This is a genomic window from Clostridium sp. DFI.5.61 (assembly GCF_024462915.1).
Taxonomy (GTDB): Bacteria; Bacillota; Clostridia; order Oscillospirales; family Oscillospiraceae; genus Lawsonibacter; species Lawsonibacter asaccharolyticus.
The window spans coordinates 1-22,422 of sequence record NZ_JANGBZ010000007.1 but is presented as its reverse complement, the minus strand read 5'-3'; the positions used below and the strand labels follow the sequence as shown (position 1 = coordinate 22,422).

Annotated in this window: 19 protein-coding genes and 1 riboswitch; of the genes, 16 read left to right on the top strand and 3 right to left on the bottom strand. The window is 62.5% G+C overall.

The window, feature by feature from the left end:
• Positions 1 to 27: 27 nt before the first annotated feature.
• The 14 genes from gatC to ftsZ all read left to right on the top strand — a co-directional run bounded on the left by gatC (position 28) and on the right by ftsZ (position 16,772).
• Positions 28 to 315: an Asp-tRNA(Asn)/Glu-tRNA(Gln) amidotransferase subunit GatC gene (gene gatC / locus NE584_RS05360; protein WP_050625313.1), complete on the top strand. Its 288-nt coding sequence runs from the start codon at positions 28 to 30 to the stop codon at positions 313 to 315.
• Between the two features lie 12 nt (positions 316 to 327).
• Positions 328 to 1,800 carry an Asp-tRNA(Asn)/Glu-tRNA(Gln) amidotransferase subunit GatA gene (gene gatA, locus NE584_RS05355; protein ID WP_256182092.1) on the top strand — a complete coding sequence of 491 codons (1,473 nt, stop codon included), beginning with the start codon at positions 328 to 330 and terminating at the stop codon, positions 1,798 to 1,800.
• A gap of 1 nt (position 1,801) precedes the next feature.
• Complete coding sequence (gene gatB, locus NE584_RS05350) at positions 1,802 to 3,250, top strand: Asp-tRNA(Asn)/Glu-tRNA(Gln) amidotransferase subunit GatB (protein ID WP_256182091.1); 1,449 nt, start codon at positions 1,802 to 1,804, stop codon at positions 3,248 to 3,250.
• A 309-nt stretch (positions 3,251 to 3,559) separates the two neighbouring features.
• The gene (gene mraZ / locus NE584_RS05345; RefSeq protein WP_050625310.1) at positions 3,560 to 3,976 is read left to right on the top strand and encodes a division/cell wall cluster transcriptional repressor MraZ; all 417 of its coding nucleotides are present in this window, start codon (positions 3,560 to 3,562) and stop codon (positions 3,974 to 3,976) included.
• A 4-nt stretch (positions 3,977 to 3,980) separates the two neighbouring features.
• Complete coding sequence (rsmH, locus tag NE584_RS05340) at positions 3,981 to 4,919, top strand: 16S rRNA (cytosine(1402)-N(4))-methyltransferase RsmH (protein ID WP_256182090.1); 939 nt, start codon at positions 3,981 to 3,983, stop codon at positions 4,917 to 4,919.
• 69 nt (positions 4,920 to 4,988) lie between these two features.
• Entirely contained in the window at positions 4,989 to 5,543 is a 555-nt protein-coding gene (locus NE584_RS05335) for a hypothetical protein (RefSeq protein ID WP_256182089.1), read from the top strand.
• Positions 5,544 to 5,722: 179 nt separating this feature from the next.
• Positions 5,723 to 8,161, top strand: a complete 2,439-nt coding sequence (locus tag NE584_RS05330) for a penicillin-binding transpeptidase domain-containing protein (protein WP_256182088.1) — start codon at positions 5,723 to 5,725, stop codon at positions 8,159 to 8,161.
• Positions 8,162 to 8,258: 97 nt separating this feature from the next.
• On the top strand, positions 8,259 to 9,773 hold the full coding sequence (locus tag NE584_RS05325) for a UDP-N-acetylmuramoyl-L-alanyl-D-glutamate--2,6-diaminopimelate ligase (RefSeq protein ID WP_082203634.1): 1,515 nt from the start codon (positions 8,259 to 8,261) through the stop codon (positions 9,771 to 9,773).
• A gap of 64 nt (positions 9,774 to 9,837) precedes the next feature.
• Positions 9,838 to 10,824, top strand: a complete 987-nt coding sequence (gene mraY, locus NE584_RS05320; RefSeq protein ID WP_050625306.1) for a phospho-N-acetylmuramoyl-pentapeptide-transferase — start codon at positions 9,838 to 9,840, stop codon at positions 10,822 to 10,824.
• A 70-nt stretch (positions 10,825 to 10,894) separates the two neighbouring features.
• Complete coding sequence (ftsW, locus tag NE584_RS05315; protein WP_242850375.1) at positions 10,895 to 12,094, top strand: putative lipid II flippase FtsW; 1,200 nt, start codon at positions 10,895 to 10,897, stop codon at positions 12,092 to 12,094.
• 77 nt (positions 12,095 to 12,171) lie between these two features.
• On the top strand, positions 12,172 to 13,290 hold the full coding sequence (locus NE584_RS05310; RefSeq protein WP_108979601.1) for a glycosyltransferase: 1,119 nt from the start codon (positions 12,172 to 12,174) through the stop codon (positions 13,288 to 13,290).
• Positions 13,291 to 13,348: 58 nt separating this feature from the next.
• Positions 13,349 to 14,602: a UDP-N-acetylglucosamine 1-carboxyvinyltransferase gene (gene murA / locus NE584_RS05305; protein WP_256182087.1), complete on the top strand. Its 1,254-nt coding sequence runs from the start codon at positions 13,349 to 13,351 to the stop codon at positions 14,600 to 14,602.
• 49 nt (positions 14,603 to 14,651) lie between these two features.
• Positions 14,652 to 15,488 (top strand): cell division protein FtsQ/DivIB, encoded by an 837-nt coding sequence (locus NE584_RS05300; RefSeq protein ID WP_050625303.1) that lies wholly within the window; start codon positions 14,652 to 14,654, stop codon positions 15,486 to 15,488.
• Between the two features lie 156 nt (positions 15,489 to 15,644).
• Positions 15,645 to 16,772 carry a cell division protein FtsZ gene (gene ftsZ / locus NE584_RS05295; protein WP_050625302.1) on the top strand — a complete coding sequence of 376 codons (1,128 nt, stop codon included), beginning with the start codon at positions 15,645 to 15,647 and terminating at the stop codon, positions 16,770 to 16,772.
• Between the two features lie 118 nt (positions 16,773 to 16,890).
• Here ftsZ and NE584_RS05290 read toward each other — a convergent pair whose 3' ends face one another.
• Positions 16,891 to 19,050 carry a methyl-accepting chemotaxis protein gene (locus NE584_RS05290; protein WP_256182082.1) on the bottom strand — a complete coding sequence of 720 codons (2,160 nt, stop codon included), beginning with the start codon at positions 19,048 to 19,050 and terminating at the stop codon, positions 16,891 to 16,893.
• Positions 19,051 to 19,317: 267 nt separating this feature from the next.
• On the opposite strand from NE584_RS05290, the gene NE584_RS05285 reads away from it, so the two are divergent.
• The gene (locus NE584_RS05285) at positions 19,318 to 20,145 is read left to right on the top strand and encodes an RNA methyltransferase (RefSeq protein WP_256182080.1); all 828 of its coding nucleotides are present in this window, start codon (positions 19,318 to 19,320) and stop codon (positions 20,143 to 20,145) included.
• Between the two features lie 61 nt (positions 20,146 to 20,206).
• On the opposite strand, the gene NE584_RS05280 is transcribed toward NE584_RS05285, so the two are convergent.
• Positions 20,207 to 20,896, bottom strand: a complete 690-nt coding sequence (locus tag NE584_RS05280; RefSeq protein ID WP_050625299.1) for an ECF transporter S component — start codon at positions 20,894 to 20,896, stop codon at positions 20,207 to 20,209.
• A gap of 113 nt (positions 20,897 to 21,009) precedes the next feature.
• Positions 21,010 to 21,136, bottom strand: a riboswitch (FMN riboswitch).
• Positions 21,137 to 21,522: 386 nt separating this feature from the next.
• A complete protein-coding gene (locus NE584_RS05275) occupies positions 21,523 to 21,732 on the bottom strand; it encodes a helix-turn-helix transcriptional regulator (RefSeq protein ID WP_256182128.1) in 210 nt (69 codons plus the stop codon).
• Positions 21,733 to 21,927: 195 nt separating this feature from the next.
• Here NE584_RS05275 and NE584_RS05270 point away from each other — a divergent pair, with 195 nt between their 5' ends.
• Positions 21,928 to 22,368 (top strand): hypothetical protein, encoded by a 441-nt coding sequence (locus NE584_RS05270; protein ID WP_050625296.1) that lies wholly within the window; start codon positions 21,928 to 21,930, stop codon positions 22,366 to 22,368.
• The last annotated feature ends 54 nt before the right edge of the window (positions 22,369 to 22,422 follow it).

The following is a 22,422-nucleotide window of genomic DNA, read 5'->3' as shown; positions in this document are numbered from 1 at the left end:
TGAAAACATGCAGAGAGGTGAAACAGAATGAAGATCACAACGGAAATGGCGGCCCATATCGCCGCCCTCTCCCGGCTGAAGCTGTCGGAGGAGGAGGCCGGGCGGATGGCGGGGGAGCTGGAACAGATCCTCTCCTATATGGATGTGCTGGACGGCCTGGACACCAGCGGGGCGGAGCCCATGAGCCACATCGTCCCCCTGAAGAACGTGCTGCGGGAGGATGAGACAGCCCCCTCCATGGACCGGGGGGAGCTGCTGAAGAACGCGCCGGCCACCGACGGAGGGACTTTCCTGGTCCCCAAGGCCGTGGAATAGGAGGGAAGGACGATGCAGGAGATCATGAAACTCACCGCGCTCCAGCTGGGGGCGGCCATCAGGCGGGGCGAGGTCAGCCCCACGGAGGCGGTGAAGGCGGCGCTGGAGCGCATTGAGGAGACGGCGGGGGACAACGCCTTTACTGAAATTACGGCGGAGCGGGCCCTGGAGCGGGCCGCCTGGGCGGAAAAGGAGCTGGCGGCGGGGCGGCTGGCGGGCCCCCTGGCGGGGGTCCCCATGGCCCTCAAGGACAACATCTGCACCAGAGGGGTGTCCACCACCTGCGCCTCCCGGATCCTGGCCGGGTTCCGCCCCCCTTATGATGCCACCCTGGTAGAGCGGCTGGAGGGGGCGGGGGCCGTCTCCCTGGGCAAGCTGAACATGGACGAGTTCGCCATGGGGTCCACCAGCGAGACCTCTTTCCTGGGGCCGGTGCGCAACCCCTGGGACCGGGAGCGGGTTCCCGGCGGCTCCTCCGGCGGTGCCGCGGCGGCGGTGGCCGCCCGCTCCAGCTGGTACGCCATCGGGTCGGACACCGGCGGCTCCATCCGCCAGCCAGCCGCATTCTGCGGCGTCACCGGGATCAAGCCCACCTACGGGACCGTGTCCCGGTACGGGCTGATCGCCTACGCCTCCTCCCTGGACCAGATGGGTCCCCTGGCCCGGGACGCAGCCGACTGCGCCGCCGTGCTGGACCTGGTGATGGGCCGCGACCCGAGGGACGGCACCTCTCTGGATGTGCCTGCTGGGGGGCTGCTGGCCGCCCTGACCGGAGACGTGAGGGGCCTGCGGATCGGGCTGCCCCGGGAGTGCTTCGGGGAGGGGCTGGACAGTGCGGTGCGAGCCTGCGTCCTGGCGGCGGCGGACGTGCTGCGGGACCGGGGGGCAGAGCTGGTGCCTCTGTCCTTCCCCATGATGGAGTATGTCATCCCGACCTATTATATCATTGCCTGCGCGGAGGCGTCCTCAAACCTGTCACGGTTCGACGGGGTGAAGTATGGCTGGCGGGCGGAGGGGTACGGGGACCTGCGGGAGCTGTATCAGCAGACCCGCACCGAGGGCTTCGGCCCCGAGGTCCGGCGGCGGATCCTGCTGGGCACCTTCGTGCTCTCCTCCGGCTACTACGACGCCTACTACCTGAAGGCTCTGCGAGCAAAGGGGATGATCAAGAGGGCCTTCGACGAGGCATTCTGTCAGTGTGATGTGATGCTCACTCCCACCGCTCCTGCCGCGGCCCCCCGGCTGGGGGAGAGCCTGTCCGACCCCTTGCGGATGTACCTGAGCGACATCGACACCGTGCCGGTGAACCTGGCGGGGCTGCCGGGGCTGTCTATGCCCTGCGGCTTTGACGAGACGGGGCTGCCAGTGGGCGCCCAGCTCATCGGCCCTCCGCTGGGGGAGAAGAACGTGCTGAACGCCGCCCACGCCTTCCAGCTGGAGACAGACTGGCATACGCGGGCTCCGGCGGAAAAGGAGGTTGGATGACATGACCTGGGAAACTGTGATCGGGCTGGAGACCCACGCGGAGCTGGCCACCCGCACCAAGATATTCTGCTCCTGCACCACCCGGTTCGGGGGAGAGCCCAACACCCACTGCTGCCCCATCTGCACTGGAATGCCGGGGACCCTGCCCATGGTGAACCGAAAGGTGGTGGAGTACGCCTGCCGTGCCGGGCTGGCGCTGAACTGCGAGATCACCCGGCGCAGCCGGTTCGACCGGAAAAACTACTTCTATCCCGACCTGCCCAAGGCGTACCAAGTGTCCCAGCTCTACCTCCCCATTGCCCGGAACGGGCGTGTGAGCATCGCCACGGCGGCGGGGGAAAAGGTGGTCCGCATCCACGAGCTGCACATGGAGGAGGACGCGGGCAAGCTGGTCCACGACCCCTGGCTGGACCAGACCCGGGCGGACTATAACCGCTGCGGCGTGCCGCTGGTCGAGATCGTTACCGAGCCCGACTTCCGCTCCGCTGAGGAGGTGATCGCCTATCTGGAGAAGCTGAAGTCCATCCTGGAGTATCTGGGGATCTCGGACTGCAAGATGCAGGAGGGCTCCCTGCGCTGTGACGTGAACCTCTCCGTCCGGCCGGCGGGCTCCCGGGAGCTTGGGACCCGGACGGAGATGAAGAACCTGAACTCCTTCAAGGCCATTGCCCGGGCCATCGCCTACGAGGCCCGCCGCCAGGCGGAGCTGCTGGAGGAGGGCAGGCGTGTGGTCCAGGAGACCCGGCGCTGGGATGACAACAAGGACGCCACCTTCTCCATGCGCTCCAAGGAGGACGCCCAGGACTACCGCTACTTCCCAGAACCGGACATCCCGCCTCTGGAGCTGTCGGAGGAGTACCTGGAGGGGCTGCGGGCGGAGCAGCCCGAGATGGCGGAGGAGCGGAAGCGGCGGTATCAGACCCAGCTGGGCCTGCCGGAGTACGACGCCGGCATCATCACCGGGCAGAAGGCCCTGGTGGACTTCTTCGAGGAGGTGACGGCCCTGGGGGTGCCGGCCAAGGAGGCGGCCAACTGGATGCTGGGGGACATGATGCGCCGCCTGAAGGAGGAGGAGCTGGAGCCAAAGGACATGAGGCTGACCCCCGCCACCCTGGTCAAGCTGATCGGGATGGTCCAAGCGGGACGGATCAACCGAAACACCGCATCCAAGGTGTTCCGGGGCATTTTCGCGGAGGACCTGGACCCGGAGGAGTGGGTGACGGTCCACGGCCTGGAGCAGATCCGGGACGAAAGGGTCATTGCCGGCGCGGTGGCCCGGGTCCTGGAGGAGCATCCCCAGTCTGCGGCGGATTATCGGGCGGGCAAGGAGAAGGCCCTTGGTTTTCTCATGGGCCGGGTGATGAAGGAGCTGAAGGGCAAGGCGGACCCGGGGGCGGTAAACGCTCTGCTGAAGAGCCGCCTGGAGACAGGAGGATCGGAGGGGGGATAAAAGAGTGCCCCGGAAAGGAAAGAAAGCCCGGTGTATCCTGAACGGAGGGGCGGTGCCACATATTGTGCGCTGAAAACCGGTCTATACAACGCCTTGCATGGGTCAAAAGATGTAAACCAAAATCGGGCGGCGGAAACACAGTTTCCGTGCCGAAAAACCGCTGATTTTCTGAAAAATCAGCGGTTTTTTTCTGTGCCGAATTGAAAAAAAGTCTTGCATTTTATGTAAAGTGCTTTTATACTAAAAGGCAGAGTGGGGCAAAGTGGAGTAAAATCCCGCTGAGATCCATCAAAGTGGGGAGGGAGAGCGATGACCGGCACCTATGAACACAGCATCGATGCCAAGGGCCGTCTCTTTATCCCTGCCAAGCTCCGTGAGGAGCTGGGCGTGACCTTCTACCTGGCCATGGGGGTGGACGAGTGTCTGGCCATCTACCCCCAGGAGACCTGGAACCGCTTTACAGAAAAATTTGCTTCCCTGCCCATGAGCCAGTCGGCCGCCATGCGCCCCCTGTTTGCCAACGCCTCGAAATGCGAGCTGGACAGCCAGGGCCGCATCGTCATCCCCCAGAAGCTGAGAAAATACGCGGGCTTGGAGAAGGACGCCGTCATCATCGGCGTCAACGACCGGGCCGAGATCTGGAGCGCTGAGACTTGGAATGCCCGGGAAGAGGAGGAGATGACCCCGGAGAAGATGAAGGCCTGTCTGGCCGCACTGGGGTTCTGACGAAATGAGTGAGACCTTTACCCACCGCCCGGTGCTGCTGAATGAGTGCATCCAGGCGCTGAACATCCGCCCGGAGGGTGTCTATCTGGACGGGACCCTGGGCCGGGCAGGACACAGCCGGGAGATCGCCCGGCGGCTGACCACCGGACGGCTGATCTGCGTGGACCGGGACCAGGCCGCCCTGGAGGCGGCGGAGGAGCGGCTGGCCCAATGGCGGGACCGGGTGAACCTGGTCCACAGCAATTTCGACCAGATCGATAGGATCTTGAACGAGCTGTCCCTGTCCGGCGCGGATGGGATGCTCTTTGACCTGGGGGTGTCCTCGCCCCAGCTGGATGACAGCACGAGAGGATTCTCCTACATGGCGGACGCGCCCCTGGACATGCGGATGGACCAGAGCGGCGGGATGACCGCCGCAGAGGTGGTCAACCAGTGGCCGCAGGAGGAGTTGCGGCGCATCCTGTACCAGTATGGAGAGGAGCGGTATGCCCCCCAGATCGCCGCCGCTATCGTCCGGCGTCGGCAGGACAGGCCCATCCAGACCACCATGGAGCTGGCGCAGATCGTCCGGGAGGCCATGCCTGCCCGGGCACTGAAAGAGAAGCAGCACCCGGCCAAGCGGTCTTTCCAGGCCATCCGCATCGCGGTCAACGACGAGCTCGCCTCGGTGGACCGGATGCTCCAGGCGGCTGTGCCCCGGCTGAATCCGGGGGGACGGCTGGCCGTTATCACCTTCCACTCCCTGGAGGATCGGATCGTCAAGACCGGCCTGGCGGAGTTCGCCCGGGGCTGTACCTGCCCGCCCGATTTTCCGGTATGCGTATGCGGGAAAAAACCCCAGATCCGGTTGGTGAGCCGTAAGCCGATCCTGCCCTCGGAGGAGGAGGTCCGGGACAATCCCCGGGCCCGCAGCGCCAAGCTCCGGGCAGCGGAAAAGCTGTAAAAAACGACTCTGCGGTCGTCTGTGATATGTGTGTTATAAAGGATACTGAAGAGAAATGGAGTGAATGCCATGGCCACCCGCCGGCGCAGTCAGCTAAGCTCATACCGAACCTATGGCAGTGTGGCCTACGCCCCCGCCTATGACGGCACCGCTGTCCGGGCGCCGAGGCGGGAGGAGGTGCTCCGTCCCAAGCCCCGGGTCCGCCCCAGGGAGCGGGTCCTCACCCGTACCCAGGTCCAGGTCCGAGAGGCGGGGCAGGCCTCGGTATTCGCAGTGATCGGCTTTTTAGCAGTGGGGGTGTTCGCCGCCCTGCTGCTGCTGAGCTACACCCAGTACGCCGTGCTGACTGACCAGGTGGTGACCCTGCGCAGTGAACTGACCACCCTCCAGACGGAGAACGCTACGCTCAGCGCAGAGTATGAGAAGGTATTTGACATGGAGCGGATCCAGGCGGCTGTGGGAGATACCATGATCCGGCCCACCGGTGACCAGGTGGAGTATATCGATCTGTCCGAGCCTGACAGCGTGGTAGTGTACGGGCAGGAGGACGCCAAGACCGGCATCCCGGGCCTGCTGGCGGGGCTGGAGGAGATCATCTCCAGTCTGATCGAATATTTCCGGTGACCCGCCGCATATAGTGATCCATGGGTGGACGAAAGAGATAGACCGGGCGGAAGGGGCTCCCCCCGCGCCCGGAGCAAGGGGGCGCAAGAAAAGAGAGCTTTTCTTGCGCCTCAGATTATCAAGGCAGAGCGGAACGCACGGCAAAGCAGGGAAACGGACCCAGAGGAGGAGACCCCAGGATGGACGATCGCAGAGAACGAAATACCGGCCGCAGTGGACGGGAGAGCGGCTCCAAGCGCAAGATATTCCGTCGCACGGTTTTTCTGATGCTGGTGTGCGGCGTGGGTCTGTTCATCCCGCTGATCGGCCAGCTGTGGAACATCGCCATCGTCCACCATGAGGAGTATCAGGCTGAGGCGGTGGAGCAGCAGACACGGGATGTGGAGGTGGCTGCTTTCCGGGGGAGCATCTACGACAGCAGCGGAGACGTGCTGGCCATGTCAGCCACCGTCTACAACCTGATCCTGTCTCCCAGGGACCTGGAGGCCAGCGTGGACGAGTCCAAATACAAGGATGAGGAGGGCAATGCGGACCTGACGGCCTATCAGGCGGCCCTCCAGGCCAAGAAGGACCTGGTGCTGGACGGCGTGCTGGCCGTGCTGGACCTGGACCGGGAGGCTCTGGCGGACCGATTGGAGCGGACCTACTCCCAGTATGAGGTCCTGAAGACCAACATCGAGAAGGAGCAGGCGGAACAGCTGCGCGCCTTTATCACGGAAAACAAGCTGTCTCATTTCCTGTACCTCACCCCCACCACCAAGCGGTATTACCCCTACGGCGACTTGGCGGCCCATGTGCTGGGCTTCTGCAACAGCGAGGGAGGCGCCTACGGTGTAGAGGCCATCTACAACGATGTGCTGGAGGGCACGGTGGGCCGGGTGGTCACCACCCGCACCGGCACCGGCGTGGAGATGTACGACAGCTACTCCGAGTACGTGGACGCAGAGGACGGCTGCGATCTGACCCTGACCATCGACACCACCATCCAGTCCTATGCCGAGCGCATCCTGGAGGAGGGAATCAAGGCCTATGACGTCCAGCGGGGCGGCTGGTGCGTCGTGCTGGACCCCCAGACCGGGGCAGTGCTGGCCATGGCCAGCTCCCCGGACTACGACCCCAACCAGTACGGGACCATCCGGGATGAGAGCCTGCGGGCCCAGGTGGAGGCTGATGTGCAGGCCGAGCTGGAGAAGCGGCAGGGCGAAAAGGCGGAGGGCAAGACCGACGAGGAGATCTACCAGGAGGCGGTGAACGCCGCCACAGGCACGGCCCAGAACAAGCAGTGGAGGAGCCAGGCGGTGAACGACACCTACGAGCCGGGCTCCACCTTCAAGGCCCTGGTGCTGGCCGCAGCACTGGAGGAAGGCGCGGTGTCAGAGAGCGATACCTTCTACTGCCCCGGTTATTACATGGTGGAGGGCTGGCCAAAGCCTATCAGCTGCTCCAAAAAGGCGCCGGGCCACGGCACCCAGACCCTGGCGGAGGCGGTGCAGAACTCCTGCAACCCGGCCTTTATGCAGATCGGCCAGCGGCTGGGCATCGAGAAGTTTTATGAATATTTCCAAGCCTTCGGTCTGACAGAGCCCACCAATATCGATCTGAACGGGGAGGGCGTGAGTACGGTCTGGCCCCTGAACACGATGACCGGCGTGGACCTGGCGGTAGGCTCCTTCGGCCAGCGATTCACCGTCACCCCCATCCAGATGATCACAGCTTTCGCCGCTACCATCAACGGCGGCAAGCTGCTCCAGCCCTATGTGGTCCAAACGGTGACGGCCGCCGACGGCACGGTGGTGGAGAACACGGAGCCCACCGTGGTGCGGCAGGTGGTCAGCCAGGAGACCAGCGACAAGTGCCGGGAGATCCTCACCAGCGTGGTGATGGCCGAGAAGGGCACCGGCAAGAATGCCCGCCAGGCGGGCTACACCATCGGCGGCAAGACGGGCACCTCGGAGACCACCGTCCCCGGCGAGGTGGTGGTGTCCTTCATGGGCTTCGCCCCCGCCGACGACCCCCAGATCCTGGTCCTGCTGGCCTACAACACCCCAGCCCGGTCCGCGGAGGGGAGCAGCATCGGCACCACCGGCACCTGGATCAGCGGCGGCAACATGGGTGCCCCCATGGCGGGCAAGCTGATCGGCGAGATCCTGGACTATCTGGGAGTGGAGAAGGAGTACACCGCCGACGAGGCGGCCCTGGCCGACCTCCAGACTCCCAAGGTCACCGGGATGACCCCCGCCGACGCGGAGGCTGCCCTGGAAAAGAAGGGGCTGGACTCCCGCACCGTGGGTGAGGGCGAGACAGTCACCGCCCAGGTGCCCGCGGCCGGCTCCGTCATCCCCGGTGAGAGCACTGTGATCCTCTATCTGGGCGGCGCAGAGCCGGAGGAGACGGGCACCGTGCCCGACGTCACCGGGATGAGCTTCGCAGCGGCCCGCTCTAAGCTGGAGTCCGCCGGGTTCTTCATGCGGGCAGCAGGAGCGGCCACCTATCTGGGCTCCTCCAGCAAGGCTCAGGGCCAGAGCGTGGCCGGCGGAGAGACTGCGGCCATCGGCACCATCGTAGACGTCACGTTCAGCACACCTCAGGTGGAAGACGGATACCTCTACGACGGATAAGAAGACACAGGCGGAGAAAGACCTGATTTTTTGCGGCGGTCTTTCCTTATTTCGCACCTCTTAAAGAAAATGAAACCCACCCTTGAGGGGTGACACCATGAAGCTGCGAGATCTGCTCGCCGGCGTCCCCCTCACGGGGGGCAACGCCGACCTGAATATGGAAATAAATTCCATATCGTATGACAGCCGGACCCTGGAGCCGGGCGCCCTGTTTGTGACGCTCTCAGGGTCCAAGACAGACGGACACCGGTATGTGGCCCAGGCGCTGGAAAAGGGCGCCGCCGCCATCCTGTGCCGGGAGCCGCCCCGGACAGGGAGCTGGCTCTCCACTCCAGACCCCAGGGCCGCCCTGGCCCGGGTGTCCGCCGCTTGGTTCGGATACCCGGGGGAGGAGATGACCCTGATCGGGGTCACCGGCACCAACGGGAAGACCACCACCACCTATCTTATCAAGGCCATGCTGGAAGGGGCGCTGAAGACCCGTGTGGGCCTGATCGGCACCAACCGAAACCTGATCGGCGCCCTGGAGCTGCCCGCCCACCGCACTACACCGGAGCCCTATGAGCTCCAGGCGCTGCTGCGGCGCATGGCAGACGCGGGATGCACCCATGTGGTGATGGAGGTCTCCTCCCACGCCCTGGCCCAGAGCCGGGTGGAGGGACTGACCTTCCAGGCGGGGGTGTTCACCAACCTGACCCAGGACCATCTGGACTACCACGGGACCATGGAGGCCTACCGGCGGGCTAAGGGGAGGCTGTTCCGCCAGTCGGAGCGTGCGGTGCTCAACCTGGACGACGAGGCGGGCCGGTGGTACCGGGAGCGGATCGCCTGCCCCTCCCTGACCTACTCTGAGAACAAGGATACGGCGGACCTGACCGCTAAGAACATCCGCCTCTTTCCCGGCCACGTGGAGTTCGAGGCGGTGGCCCGGGGGCAGATCACCCGGGTCCATCTGCCCATCCCCGGCGGCTTTACCATCTACAACGCCCTGGCGGCGCTGGCATGCGGGCTCTGCCTGGACATCCCGCTGGACAAGGCGGCCGCCCCCCTGCGTGCGGTGCGGGGGGTGAAGGGCCGGGTGGAGGTGGTGCCTGTCCCCACGGCCTACACCGTCATCATCGACTATGCCCACACGCCGGATGCCCTGGAGAACATCCTTACCACCGCCCGGGACTTCACTGCGGGCCGGCTGATCTGTGTGTTCGGCTGCGGCGGAGACCGGGACCGGGGCAAGCGCCCCCTCATGGGGGCAGTGGCCGCCGAGCTGGCTGACCTGGTGGTGGTCACCTCTGACAACCCACGCACCGAGGGGCCGGAGGATATCATCGAGGATATCCTGCCGGGCATGGAGGGGATGGACACCCAGTGCCACGTGGAGCCCGACCGTCCGGAGGCCATCTGCTGGGCCCTGTCCCAGGCGCGCCCGGGGGACGTGGTCGTGCTGGCTGGAAAGGGGCATGAGACCTATCAGGAGATCAACGGCGTCCAGTACCACCTGGACGAGCGGGAAGTCGTGGCCGGCTATTTCCGCGGCCAGCGGGAAGGCGCGGGAAAAAAGCAGGGACAGGGGACAGAAAACGGTGGAAAAGTCCCTGCGTATGTGGTAAAATAATACGCCATTGAGCACAGACCTGTGTGTGATACCCAAGAGAAAGAATGCCTGGAGGGTGGCAGCTATGTCATATATTCTCAGCTTTATCGTGGCCTTTGGAGTGACCTTTATTGCGGGACAGATCTTGGTCCCCCTGCTGCGCAAGTGGAAAGCGGGGCAGAGCATCCGGGAGGACGGACCCACCTGGCACATGTCCAAGCAGGGAACGCCCACCATGGGCGGACTGATGTTTATCCTGGGGATCGGGGTGGCCATTGTGACCGCGGGCTGGGAAGAGATCCAGCGGGGGAACTTTATCTATCTCTTCGTGTACCTCTTCGCTCTGGTGTTTGGAGCCATTGGCTTTGTGGATGACTTTCAAAAGCTGCGCCATCACGCCAACGAGGGGCTGACGGCCCTGCAGAAATTTCTCCTCCAGCTGGCGGCGGCGGTGGCGTTCACCGTGCTGCTGCGCAACTACGGATATCTGACCCCGAGTCTGTACATCCCCTTTTTTAATGTGGAGCTGGCCATGCCATGGGTGGTCTATATGATCTTCGCCGCCTTCGTCATGGTGGCTACCGTCAACGCAGTGAACCTGACGGACGGCATCGACGGGCTGGCCACCGGGGTCACCATCCCCGTCGCCCTCTTCTATGTGGCGGTGTCTGCCTGGTTCAACCGCAGCGACCTGACGGTGGTGTCTGCGGCCCTGGCGGGCGGCCTGTCCGCCTTTCTGATCTATAACTTCCATCCAGCCAAGGTGTTCATGGGGGACACCGGCTCCCTGTTCCTGGGGGGGGCGGTGTGCGGTCTGGCCTTTGCCCTGGACGTCCCCCTGGTCATCCCTCTGGTGGGACTGATCTATGTGCTGGAGACTCTCTCTGATATCATCCAGGTGATCTACTTCAAAGCGACCCACGGCAAACGCTTTTTCCGGATGGCGCCCCTTCATCACCACCTGGAGCTGGGGGGCTGGAGCGAGACCAAGCTGTTCTGCGTTTTCTCCGGCGCCACCCTGGTCCTCTGCGTGCTGGCCTTCCTGGGCGTCATGAACCGATATCCCATGTGACGGGCGGGGCGGAGCGCTTTTCTCTCCGGCGGGTCACTGTCACAGTATCTCAGAACAGGGGGTGGTCCTCGTGGCCCGAAAACCAAAGCGCGACCTCACGGTGGAGGAACAGCTGGCCCGGGGGCCGCTGGATCTGCCCTTTCTCATGCTGACCATGCTTCTATTGGGCGTGGGACTCATCATGATGTTCTCCGCCTCCTTTGCCACGGCCTATTACAACGACGGCGACCCGCTGGTATATATCAAAAACCAGGCGGTCTATGCCGCGGCTGGGGTAGTGGTCATGTTCCTTGTCTCCAAGATCAACTACCAGACTTTCCGACTGCTGTCCGTACCTGGCATCGTGGCCGCTATCCTCCTGCTGGTGCTGGCCCTCAGTCCCCTGGGAGTGGAGCTCAATGAGGTGAAGCGCTGGGTGCGCATCGGCCCTATCCAGTTCCAGCCCTCGGAGGTGGCCAAGGTGGCGGTGATCCTGTTTTTTGCCACCCGCCTGTCCAAGCGGGACACAGAGAAAAAGAAGAAGTGGAGCCGCCGCACCCTCACCGGCCGGACGCTGGAGCGGCTGGACCGCATCGGCTTTCTGGAGCTGGTGCCCTATGGGGCCATCCTGATGGTGATCGCCCTGCTGATGCTGATGGAGCCCCACATGTCGGGCACCATCCTGGTGCTGGCGGGGGGGGCCTCGGTCCTCTTCGCCGCCGGGATCAGCCTGGGCTGGTTCGCCGCCGGCGGGACCCTGGTGGCGGGAGCCATGTGGTTCATCATCACCCAGACCCCCTATATGACGGCCCGCATCAATCTGTGGCTGGACCCATGGGCCCAGCGGCAGGGGGACGGCTTTCAGACGGTGCAGTCCCTGCTGGCCATCGGCTCCGGCGGCCTGCTGGGCCTGGGGCTGGGCAAGAGCCGACAGAAATTCCTCTATGTCCCCGAGCCGGAAAACGACTTTGTATTCCCCATCGTGGCGGAAGAGCTGGGATTCATCGGGGCGGTGGTGGTGCTGCTCCTGTTCTCCCTGCTGATCATGCGGGGGTACTGGCTGGCACTCCACGCACGGGACAAATTCGGAGCACTGACCATCGTGGGCATTATCACCCTGCTGGCGGTCCAAGTTTTCCTGAACGTGGGCGTGGTCACCAATCTGATCCCCAATACCGGAATCTCCCTCCCCTTCTTCAGCTACGGAGGAACAGCGCTGATGATCCAGCTGGCGGAGATGGGGATCGTATTGAGCATATCCAGACAGATCCCGGCACCCAAAAATGACTGATCCGGAGGAAGACAGGCGGCGGGGCAGCCCCGTCGGAGCGCGCGCCTTCGGCCTAAACGAGAGAGTGGAGTGATACCATGAATATCCTTTTTACCTGCGGCGGCACGGCGGGACATGTCAATCCGGCGGTGGCGCTGGCCCGGATCTTCCAGGAGCGGAACCCGGACTGCAAGGTCCTGTTCGTGGGAGCGGATGGCGGGATGGAAAACCACCTGGTCCCCAAAGAGGGCTATGAGATCCGCTCGGTGACCATCACCAATTTTCACCGCTCCTTCGCGCCGGCGGATATCGCCCACAACCTGGGCACGGTGCGGAACATGGTCCGATCCAAGCAGCAGGCGGCCCGCATCCTGGACGAATTTCAGCCGGATCTGGTGGTGGGCACCGGGGGCTACGCCTCCTACCCCGTAGTGAAGGAGGCCGCCCGGCGGCACATCCCCACAGCCATCCACGAGTCCAACGCCGTGCCCGGCCTGACCACCAAGGGATTGTCCAAGGTGGTGGACCGGGTGATGGTGGGCTTTGAGGAGAGCCGGAGCCACTATGACCACCCGGAGAAGGTGGTGGTCACCGGAACCCCGGTGCGGGGCGACTTTTTCCGCTATACCCGGCAGGAGGCCAGGGAAAAGCTGGGGTTGACCGATGAGCGGCCTCTTCTGCTGTCCTACTGGGGTTCCCTGGGGGCGGAGGTGATGAACCGGAAGATGAGCGAGTTCATTGCCCGTGAATGCTATGACGGAGCCCCCTTCCACCACATCCACGGGGCCGGGCGGGACTATGGCTGGATGCAGGAGGAGATCGGCCGCCGGGGCCTGGCTCTGGAGGGCACGGGCATCGAGGTTCGGGAGTACATCTATGATATGCCCCTGGTGATGGCCGCCGCCGATGTGGTGCTGTGTCGAGCGGGTGCCTCCACCATCTCGGAGCTCACCGCCATCGCCAAGCCCTCTATTCTGGTCCCCTCCCCCAACGTCACCGCCAACCACCAGGAGAAGAACGCCCGGGTGCTGGCCGACCAGGGGGCCGCGGTGCTGCTGCTGGAGCGGGACTGTGTGGAGAACACCCTCTATGACGCAGCGGACCATCTGCTGCGGGACCGCCGCCGCCGGGATGACATGGTCCGGGCACTGACGGCTATGGCGGTGCCCGACGCAGGGGAGAAGATCTACTGGACCCTCCGGGCCCTGATGAAGTAACCAAGATCTTCTTTTTTCCATAGAATGACCTGAATCCATAAGGATTGGAGGCCATTCCATGAGCTGTTATCAAATCAACGGCGGAAACCCCCTGCGGGGGCGGCTCGCTGTTCAAGGGGCCAAGAACAGTGTGCTGCCCATCCTGGCCGCCGCCCTGCTGGCCCCCGGAGAGAGCATGATCCACAACTGTCCGGACCTGTCCGACGTGACCGCTACCCTGGACATCCTGCGCCTGCTGGGCTGCGGGGTGAGCAGGGAGGGGGACACCGTCGCGCTGGACGCGAGGGAGCTGGATGGGACGGTGATCCCCGCTTCCCTGATGGGGGAGCTGCGGTCCTCTGTGATCTTCCTGGGGGCGCTGCTGACCCGGATGGGGGAGGTGGAGCTGTCCTACCCTGGGGGCTGCGAACTGGGCCCGCGGCCCATCGACCTCCATCTGGGCGCGCTGCGCCAGCTGGGGGCGGAGATCCGGGAGGAGGGGGGCAGCCTCCTGTGCCGGCGGGGAAAGGAGATGCGGGGGCGGGAGCTGTGCCTCTCCCTGCCCAGCGTGGGGGCCACAGAGAACATCCTGCTGGCCGCCTGTGGCTGTCCTGGCCGGACCACTCTGGTGGGGGCCGCCCAGGAGCCGGAGATCGTAGACCTTCAGGAGTTCCTGAGGGCCATGGGTGCACAGGTGGAGGGGGCGGGGACGCCGGTCATCTCCATAGAGGGCGGACTGCCCCTCCACCCCGCGGAACATACCGTGATCGGAGACCGAATTGCCGCTGCCACCTATCTGTGCGCAGTAGGAGCCGCGGGGGGCGAGATCGTGACCACGGGAGTGGACCCGGACCACCTGACAGCGGTGCTCTGCGCACTCCAGGAGGCGGGCTGCCGGGTGGAGACCGGGGCGGGGGAGATCCGTCTGACCTGCTACAGCCCCTTGAGGGCTATCCGCCCAGTGCGCACCGCCCCCCACCCGGGCTTCCCCACCGATGCCCAGGCCATCCTCATGGCCGCCCTGGCCGGCGGGACTGGGAGCACTATGTTTGTGGAGAACATCTTCTCCAGCCGTTACCACCACGTAGATGAGCTGTCCCGTATGGGGGCTGACATCCAGGTAGCCGGCCGGGTGGCAGTGGTCAACGGGCGCAGGCTCCACGGGGCACGCGTCCGGGGCTGTGACCTGCGGGGCGGCGCTGCGCTGGTAGTGGCCGCCTTGGGGGCGGAGGGGACCTCCCGAATCTCGGGGCTGAAGTACATCCGGCGGGGCTATGACGGACTGGATACCGCCCTGCGCGCCCTGGGGGCGGAGATCACCACGATTTTGTAAGAGAAGGCCGGGCACCCGCTGCGGAGGGCCCGGAGGAACGGAGAGACCCATGTCATCCAGAAGCAAACGAGGGAGAAGGAGAAACCGGGGCCGCTTCAGCCTGCTGTTCAAGCTGCTGGCCGGAGCGGCACTGGTGGCTGCCCTGACCTTCGGGGCCACCGTCTTCTTCCAGGTGGAGCACATCCTGATCGCTGGGAACAGCCGCTACACCGCCCAGGAGGTGGAAGAGGCGTCCGGCATCCAGCTGGGCGACAACCTATTCCGGCTGAACAAGGGGCAGATCTCAGAGGATATCCGGCGAAAGCTGCCCTATGTGGAGGAGCTGACCATCGTCCGGCACCTGCCCAGCACCATTGCCATCGAGATCCGGGAGTGGGACGCGGTGGCCAGCATCCTGCCCTCCAGCGGGACTTCAACGGCAGAGGCACCAGCGGCGGAGGAGGCAGAGGACACTGAATTGCCCGAAGAGACCGGGACGGCGGCCGGGGAAGCTTGGCTCATCAGCGTGGGCGGCCGTCTGCTGGAACCCGCTCCGGAGGACAGCACAGCGCTGACCGTCACTGGCCTGACCGTCCTCTCCCCCCAGGCAGGGACCCAGATGGCGGTGCCTCAGGCGGAGGAGACACGGCGCCAGGGCCTGATGGCCCTGCTCGCTGCCCTGGAGGAGCGGGGGACCCTGGAGAAGGTGTCCTCCATCGACCTGTCTGCGGGGACGGAGATCCTCCTGCGCTACGACGGCCGGTTCGATGTGAAGCTGCCCATCAGCGGCGATTTTATTCACAAGCTGCGGGCACTGGAGGCGGTGGTGGAGAAGCGGGAGAGCTATGAGACCGGGACAATGGACCTGACCCGACAGGACTATGATGTGGTCTTCAGCCCCGGATGAAGAGAATTACTGGAAAGTTTGCGAAAAATCCCTGTTTTCTCTTGACCTGTCTGAAAAAGAGCGATACAATGTAACAAAATATAGACTGCGATAGGGCTTCCCCCACAACATGTCAGATCGTGGGGCCCCTAGTTTTTTACATAGGAGGAGCGATCAATGGCCTTCGGATTGGATATGGGTCCCGACAGTGTGGTAAATATCAAAGTAGTGGGTGTCGGCGGCGGCGGAAACAACGTGGTCAACCGGATGGTAAAGACGGGGACCAAGGGCGTGGATTTCATCGCGGTGAATACGGACAAGCAGGCGCTGGCCGTATCCAGCGCAACCTATAAGATCCAGATCGGCGAAAAGCTGACCAATGGCCAGGGGGCGGGCTCTGACCCCGAAGTGGGCCGCAAGTCCGCAGAGGAGAACCGCACGCAGATCTCCAAGGCCCTGGAGGACGCGGATATGGTGTTCATCACCGCCGGCATGGGCGGCGGCACCGGTACGGGAGCGGCTCCCATTGTAGCCGACATCGCCAAGGAACTGGGTGTGCTCACCGTAGGCGTGGTCACCAAGCCCTTCCGCTTCGAGGGTATGCGCCGCATGAAGCAGGCGGAGGGGGGCATTACGGAGCTGCGCAACAAGGTGGACTCCCTGGTCATCATCCCCAATGAGCGGCTGAAGCTGGCCACCGATCAGAAGATCACCATGGTCAACGCTTTCGAGATCGCTGACGACGTGCTTCAGCAGGCCGTCCAGTCCATCTCGGACCTGATCAAGAATACCGGATTCATCAACCTGGACTTTGCTGACGTGTCCGCTGTCATGAAGGACGCCGGCCGGGCCCACATGGGCGTGGGCCGCGCCGCGGGCAAGAACAAGGCGGAGGAGGCCGCCCGGATGGCCATCTCCAGCCCCCTGCTGGAGACCTCCATCAACGGCGCCAAGGGCGTGCTCATCAACGTCACCGGTTCCATGGATATCGGCCTGGAGGAGGTGGAGACCGCCGCCAACCTGGTACAGGAGGCCGCCCACCCCGAGGCCAACATCATCTTCGGCGCCGCCTTCGACGACACCTTGGAGGACGAGCTGCGGGTCACTGTCATTGCCACCGGCTTTGACGAGGTGGAGAGCTCCATGCCCAGCAAGCCCTTCACCCAGGCAGGGGCCAAGGTGGAGGAGAAGAAGGCGGGAGAGCCGGCCGCCCCTGTGGAGGAGCCTGCCCCCGCCCAGGAGAAGGCCGTGGTCAGCGACGACGACTGGGACATCCTGGAGCGTATTTTCAGCAAAAAGCGCTGATCTCATCCCGTTTTATGCACAGCCGCCCGGCGGAACTTTCCGCCGGGCGGTTTCTTATAGATAGATCAGCATTTATAAGGAGCGCATGCGCTGCATAACGACACGACCCTCTCCCTGGTCAGGCTCGTCCGTGCTGTGCTTCTGCCCCTGTTACATTGTCCACCTCATCCTCTATATCCCTCAACTGAAACTTTGCGGTCAGCTCTTTCAGGATTCGGGACTGGTTCGCCATCTCCTGGCTTGCTGCGGCGCTCTGCTCTGCTGTGGCGGAATTCGTTTGGACCACACTGGATATCTGGTCCACGCCCTGGGTGATCTGAGCCAGAGCCTCAGCCTGCTGATCGGACGCCTCGGATATCTGCTGGATCGTCTCTGTGATCTCCTGTGCGCTCTGGACTACCCTCTGCATATATTCCGCCGTCTCATTCATACTGGTTGTGCCCTGTTGGATCGCTGACAGAGACCTTTGGATCAGCTCTGCTGTGTCCTGGGATGCAGCAGAGGACTTCTGCGCCAAATTTCGTACTTCTTCTGCCACCACGGCAAATCCCTTCCCGGCAGTGCCGGCTCTGGCAGCCTCCACCGCTGCATTCAGGGCCAAAATGTTAGTCTGGAAGGCAATGTCCTCGATCGTCTTGATGATATTTCCGATTTCGCCGGAGCTGCGCCGGATCTCCGTCATTGCGGACAGCGACTCCTGCATCTTCTGGTTGCTGTCCACGATTTCACGGCCCACCGTCACCGCCTTTTCGCTGACATTCCGCGCATGCTCCGCATTGCTTTGTACATGCTCCAAAATGTCAGAGGCCGTGGCCGCCAGTTCCTGAATGGCGGATGCCTGCTCCGTGGCGCCCTGCGCCATAGACTGAGCGCCTACAGATGCCTGCTCTGACCCAGAAAAGACATGATTGGCCGCGCCATCGATCTGCCTCAATGTGTGGCTGAGTGTCCGGTTGATACGCCGTATCGAATCCAGGATACGCCCGTACTCCCCGACATAGCGCGCTTCCTCCCGGGTATTGATGCAGAAATTTCCCACGCTCATTTCATCCAGCATATAGTCGATATCCTGAATGATCGCCCTCAGGTTTTCTGTCATCGTCTGGAAGGAACCGGCGAGCAGTCCGATCTCATCATGACGGCTGACATCCAACTGGATCTCCAAGTTACCGCTGGCGATCTCATCTGCGGCCCTGGCCACCCTCTGGACAGGCCGCAGCATTTGCCGGAGAACTACGATCACAACGGCCAGGATCAGCAAAAGGCTCGCCAGGGAGAGGAGCAGGAGCAGGCGCGTCGTCTGGGCCAGGGTGCTCTCCGCATCGGCGGTGTAGAGGGCGGTCATAGACCACCAAGTCTCCTCCCCGGCCTGAAGTGGGTTAAAAAAGCAGGAGATATTTTTTCCTTTCTCAGCGGGTATCTCCGCCTGAAAAGCAGTTCCCTGGGCCATCAGGGACCTCAGCTCCTCCAGCCGGTCAGGGTCTGGCACCATATCAGACAGATTGAGCCCGGTGGACTCCGCACTTTTACTGTTCCAGACAATGATCCCATCCTGATTGAACAGGGTGGCCCACATGGAATCATAATTCGTACTTGTGGTTTTTACAGAAGAAAAGGCGCCCAGGTCCACACTGGTGATCACCACACCTACGACCCGTCCCCCGTAGGTGATAGGCGTGCCATAGGCCACCACCATGCCATCTCCATCCTGATAGGGCTGGGAGATGTAGGGATGTCCCTCTCCAGCGGGAATGCGGTAGGAGTCCTCTTTCGCATATCCCTCGTAGGCGTCATAGATATGAATGGAAGTATCCGCTGTATCCATGGTGACGTAAAATCCGTATTCTTCCATATCGCTCTGAAGCTGGTAGGGCTCAAACATAACGCCGAGCATCTTGATCTCGGGGGTGTTTTTCACTGTATTTCGGGCGGTCTCTACGACAAATTGTTCCAGATTATAGGCGGCGGACGTCAGAGCTCTCCCTGGATAAAGCGTGCTCTGCTGCAGGTCAGCGTCGCCTTCTTCCGTGACCTGGCCGCTGTAAAGTCGTCCTATGTAGTCCTGGATGCCCAGGGCCGCCCGCTCCACTGTGTCAAACCCGCTCTGGATCTCCCCGCCGTTGAACTCCGCGATTGAGGCAAGCTCGCCGGAGATCCCCGTGTAAATGCTGGCCCTGGACGTAACGACAGTTATGGTGATGAGGACCGCGAATACCACCATCACGACCGCGCTGATGACCAGAGTCAATTTTGTCGTGAGCTTCAATTTTTTGAACAATTTTTTCTTCTCCCCTCGTGCTGCTATCGATGATCCATACAGACCCCCATGGCAACTGATCTGTTTCTCCCATGTTTTATTTATTATATCGTCCCCTATTTAAAAAAAATAACATTTGTCATCAATTTTCTTCCTGAAAATGCGTTTTTTTCCGCTGCTTCAAAAAATACAGCAGAAGGGGACGGAGCAGCTCTCTTTCTGCTGGCTTCTTGCGGATTCCGTTCCTGTTCTGTATAATTAAGATATATTGAGTTTTGGGGAGATCCTATGTGTGATATCATTGAGGTGACAGACCTGGACGCGCCGGAGCTGGACGTGTACGCCCGGCTGACACAGGCTCAGCTGCGCAGCCGGCGGGAGCCGGAAAAAGGTATTTTTATTGCGGAAAGCCCTAAGGTGATCGGACATGCCCTGGACGCGGGCTGCGTCCCCCTCTCCCTGCTGATGGAGCGCAGGCAGCTGGAGGGACAGGGCCGAGACCTCGTAGAGCGGTGCGGCCAGGTGCCGGTCTACACCGGGGACCGTGCGGTTCTGGCCGGGCTGACCGGCTATGAGCTGACCCGGGGCATCCTGTGCGCCATGCGCCGGCCCAGGCTCCCCTCTGTGGAGGAGCTGTGCGCCCGGGCCAGCCGGGTGGCGGTGCTGGAGGGCATCGTGGACCCCACCAATGTGGGGGCTATCTTCCGCTCCGCCGCTGCCCTGCATATGGACGCCGTGCTGGTGACCCCCACCTGCTGTGACCCCCTCAGCCGCCGGGCGGTGCGGGTCAGCATGGGCACCCTGTTCCAGATCCCCTGGACTTTTCTGGGCACCGACGCATCCCAGTGGCCCCAGCCGGGGCTGGAGAGGCTGAAGGAGCTGGGCTTCCAGACTGCGGCCATGGCCCTGGACAGCACCGCCCTCAGCATCGAGGACCCCCGGCTCCGCGCGGCGGAGAAGCTGGCCATCCTCCTGGGGACAGAGGGGGACGGCCTGGCCCTCCGGACCATCGCCCAGTGCGACTTCACCGTGTGCATCCCCATGGCCCGGGGGGTGGACTCCCTGAACGTGGCGGCGGCCAGTGCTGTTGCCTTCTGGGAGCTCCGGGCCCGGTAGCGTCCCCATTGTATGGAAAAACGGCGGACCGTCTGGCGGTCCGCCGTTTTTCTTGTTTGATTCAGATCACGCCCGCCAGCACCAGGGCAAAGACCACGAAGGTGGCCAGCAGGGACAGGGCAAACAGCACGAATCCGGCGTTGATCCGCTTCTCCTGGGTGCTCTGAGAGGAGGGCACCACTCCGGCTCTCCGCATGGCGGACACCACCGGGGGGTAGAGCAGCAGGGTGGCCGCCATGTTCATCCCGCCCTTGGCCAGATTGAAGGGGAGGAACAGAGTGGGCAGCAGCCCGGCCACGTCGGCCCGGGAATAGCCGGTCATATACAGGGGGGTGATGAGGTAGTTCCACAGCAGCATCACCGCGACCAGGCACGCCACGCCGCAGGCCAGGCCCAGGACCGCGCCCTTCTTGGAATGGACCTTCTTGTAGATGAAGCAGGCGGTGCAGGAGAAGGCGCAGGTGGCCAGGACATTCATGATAAAGCCAATGGGGCCGGTGTGGCTGATGGTGAGCATCTCGATGAAGGCCACCAGGATAGAGATGATGGCGGCGGCGAAGGGGCCGAAGGTGAAGCCGCCGATGCAGACCACCACGTCCTTGAAGTCGAAGTCCAAAAACATGACGCTGGGCATCAGCTTGGACAGGAGCATCACGATGTAGGCGATGCCGGTGAGCATGGCGATGCTCACCATGGTCTTGGTGTCCATCTTGGGACGGGAGGGGGTCTGGACTGCGGAAGGTGCGGACATAAAAAACACTCCTTTTTGTTTTGGTACACCTGAAAGCCCATGTCTTCCAGGTGTAAAACAATAAAGGAGGTGCGCAGGACCGCGCGCCTGACGGCGCACGACATTGTTTTGACACACATCTTCTTCCATCCGGACTTTAACCGTTGGTCCCGGAGTTTCACCGGGTCAGCGGGCGCATTGCTGCGCCCGGTCGCGGACTGTACCGCCAGTGGGGGATCTCACCCCGCCCTGAAGACATTCGATTCAGTTGTCCAAACTCATTATAGTGCATCCCCGCGCCAAATGCAACAAAAATTTTGTTCCCCCCTCCCACAGCCCCTGCGGTTCCGCGCCTCCTTCCATATGCCGCTTCCTTTTTTCGTCGAAATTGGGTATAGTAGTCAGGTCACAGCCCCGGCCCTGCCGGTCTGGGGCCGCATGGGAGGGATCTTATGACCGGCATCAGTACGCTCGTCAATGTGTGCGCCCTTACCATGTGGCTTCTGCCCTTTGGTAGGGGAGGGACTTGCCTCTTACGCCAGTTTTGCACCGCCTGTCTTTACAAGAGACTTAGATAGCTTGACTGAAATAATAGACTAAAAAATTTATAAAAATAACACTCCGATGCATATTCGCAAGTCGGAGTGTTAGGGCTCTAGGTTAGATTCTGAGAAAAGTGGGGAGGAGAAAAATTCGCTCAGGTCAATTTCAAATCCCTGGCAGAGTTCATGGATGATTCGTAATTTCATAGATGGATAGGTGCAACTTACTAAATTGTTGATGGTGGATTTGGGGACTCCGCTTTTCTTATATAATTGATACTGTGTCATATCATACTCGTCCAGCAGTTCTATCAATCTTTTACTGACTGCCTCGTTCAATTGCAAGCGTTATCCCCCCTTCCTTTTCATCTAGCCACCTATGCTATGTATTATATGGCTTGATTTAGAGAAAATAGTCCATGTAGCTGGACGGAAGAGGGGTATTGTGATATAAATAAGAGTATATTTTAAGCTACGTCAACCAAAGGATGGGATAAGAGAATGTCAATTATGGAAGATAAGACGATCCTGTATTCTGTGCGCTATCCTTCGGCCCAGGAGGAGGGGGAGCGCATCAAGGTCCGGGGGGACAGGCAGGCGGCAGAGGCGAAGCTGACCGAATTTCTGCGCCGCATGAGGGAGGAGCGGACTTATGAGCCCATCCCGGGGCGGGAGGAGAAGGGCAGGCGCTTCGCCGCCCTGGCCCGGGAGCTGTCCCAGATCTATGAGGTGGGCCTGGACATCCTGCGGACGCCCGACTCCATCGAGGCCGCCCTGCACCTGTACTGTTCCGCCTATTCCAGGGATATGACGCGGCGGCTGGCAGAGCTGTTGGGGATGTGTGATGTCTGTGCCGCCAGCCGGCCCAGAACGGAGCCCAGTGATCTCACCCTCTCCCTCATGCTGTACACCCACCGCTGTTATGTGTCCGGCCGGCTGATCAGCGGCTGACCGGCCCAAAGGATAAAAAGGCGGGGGGGGGGGCCCGGGGGGGGGGGCGGGGGG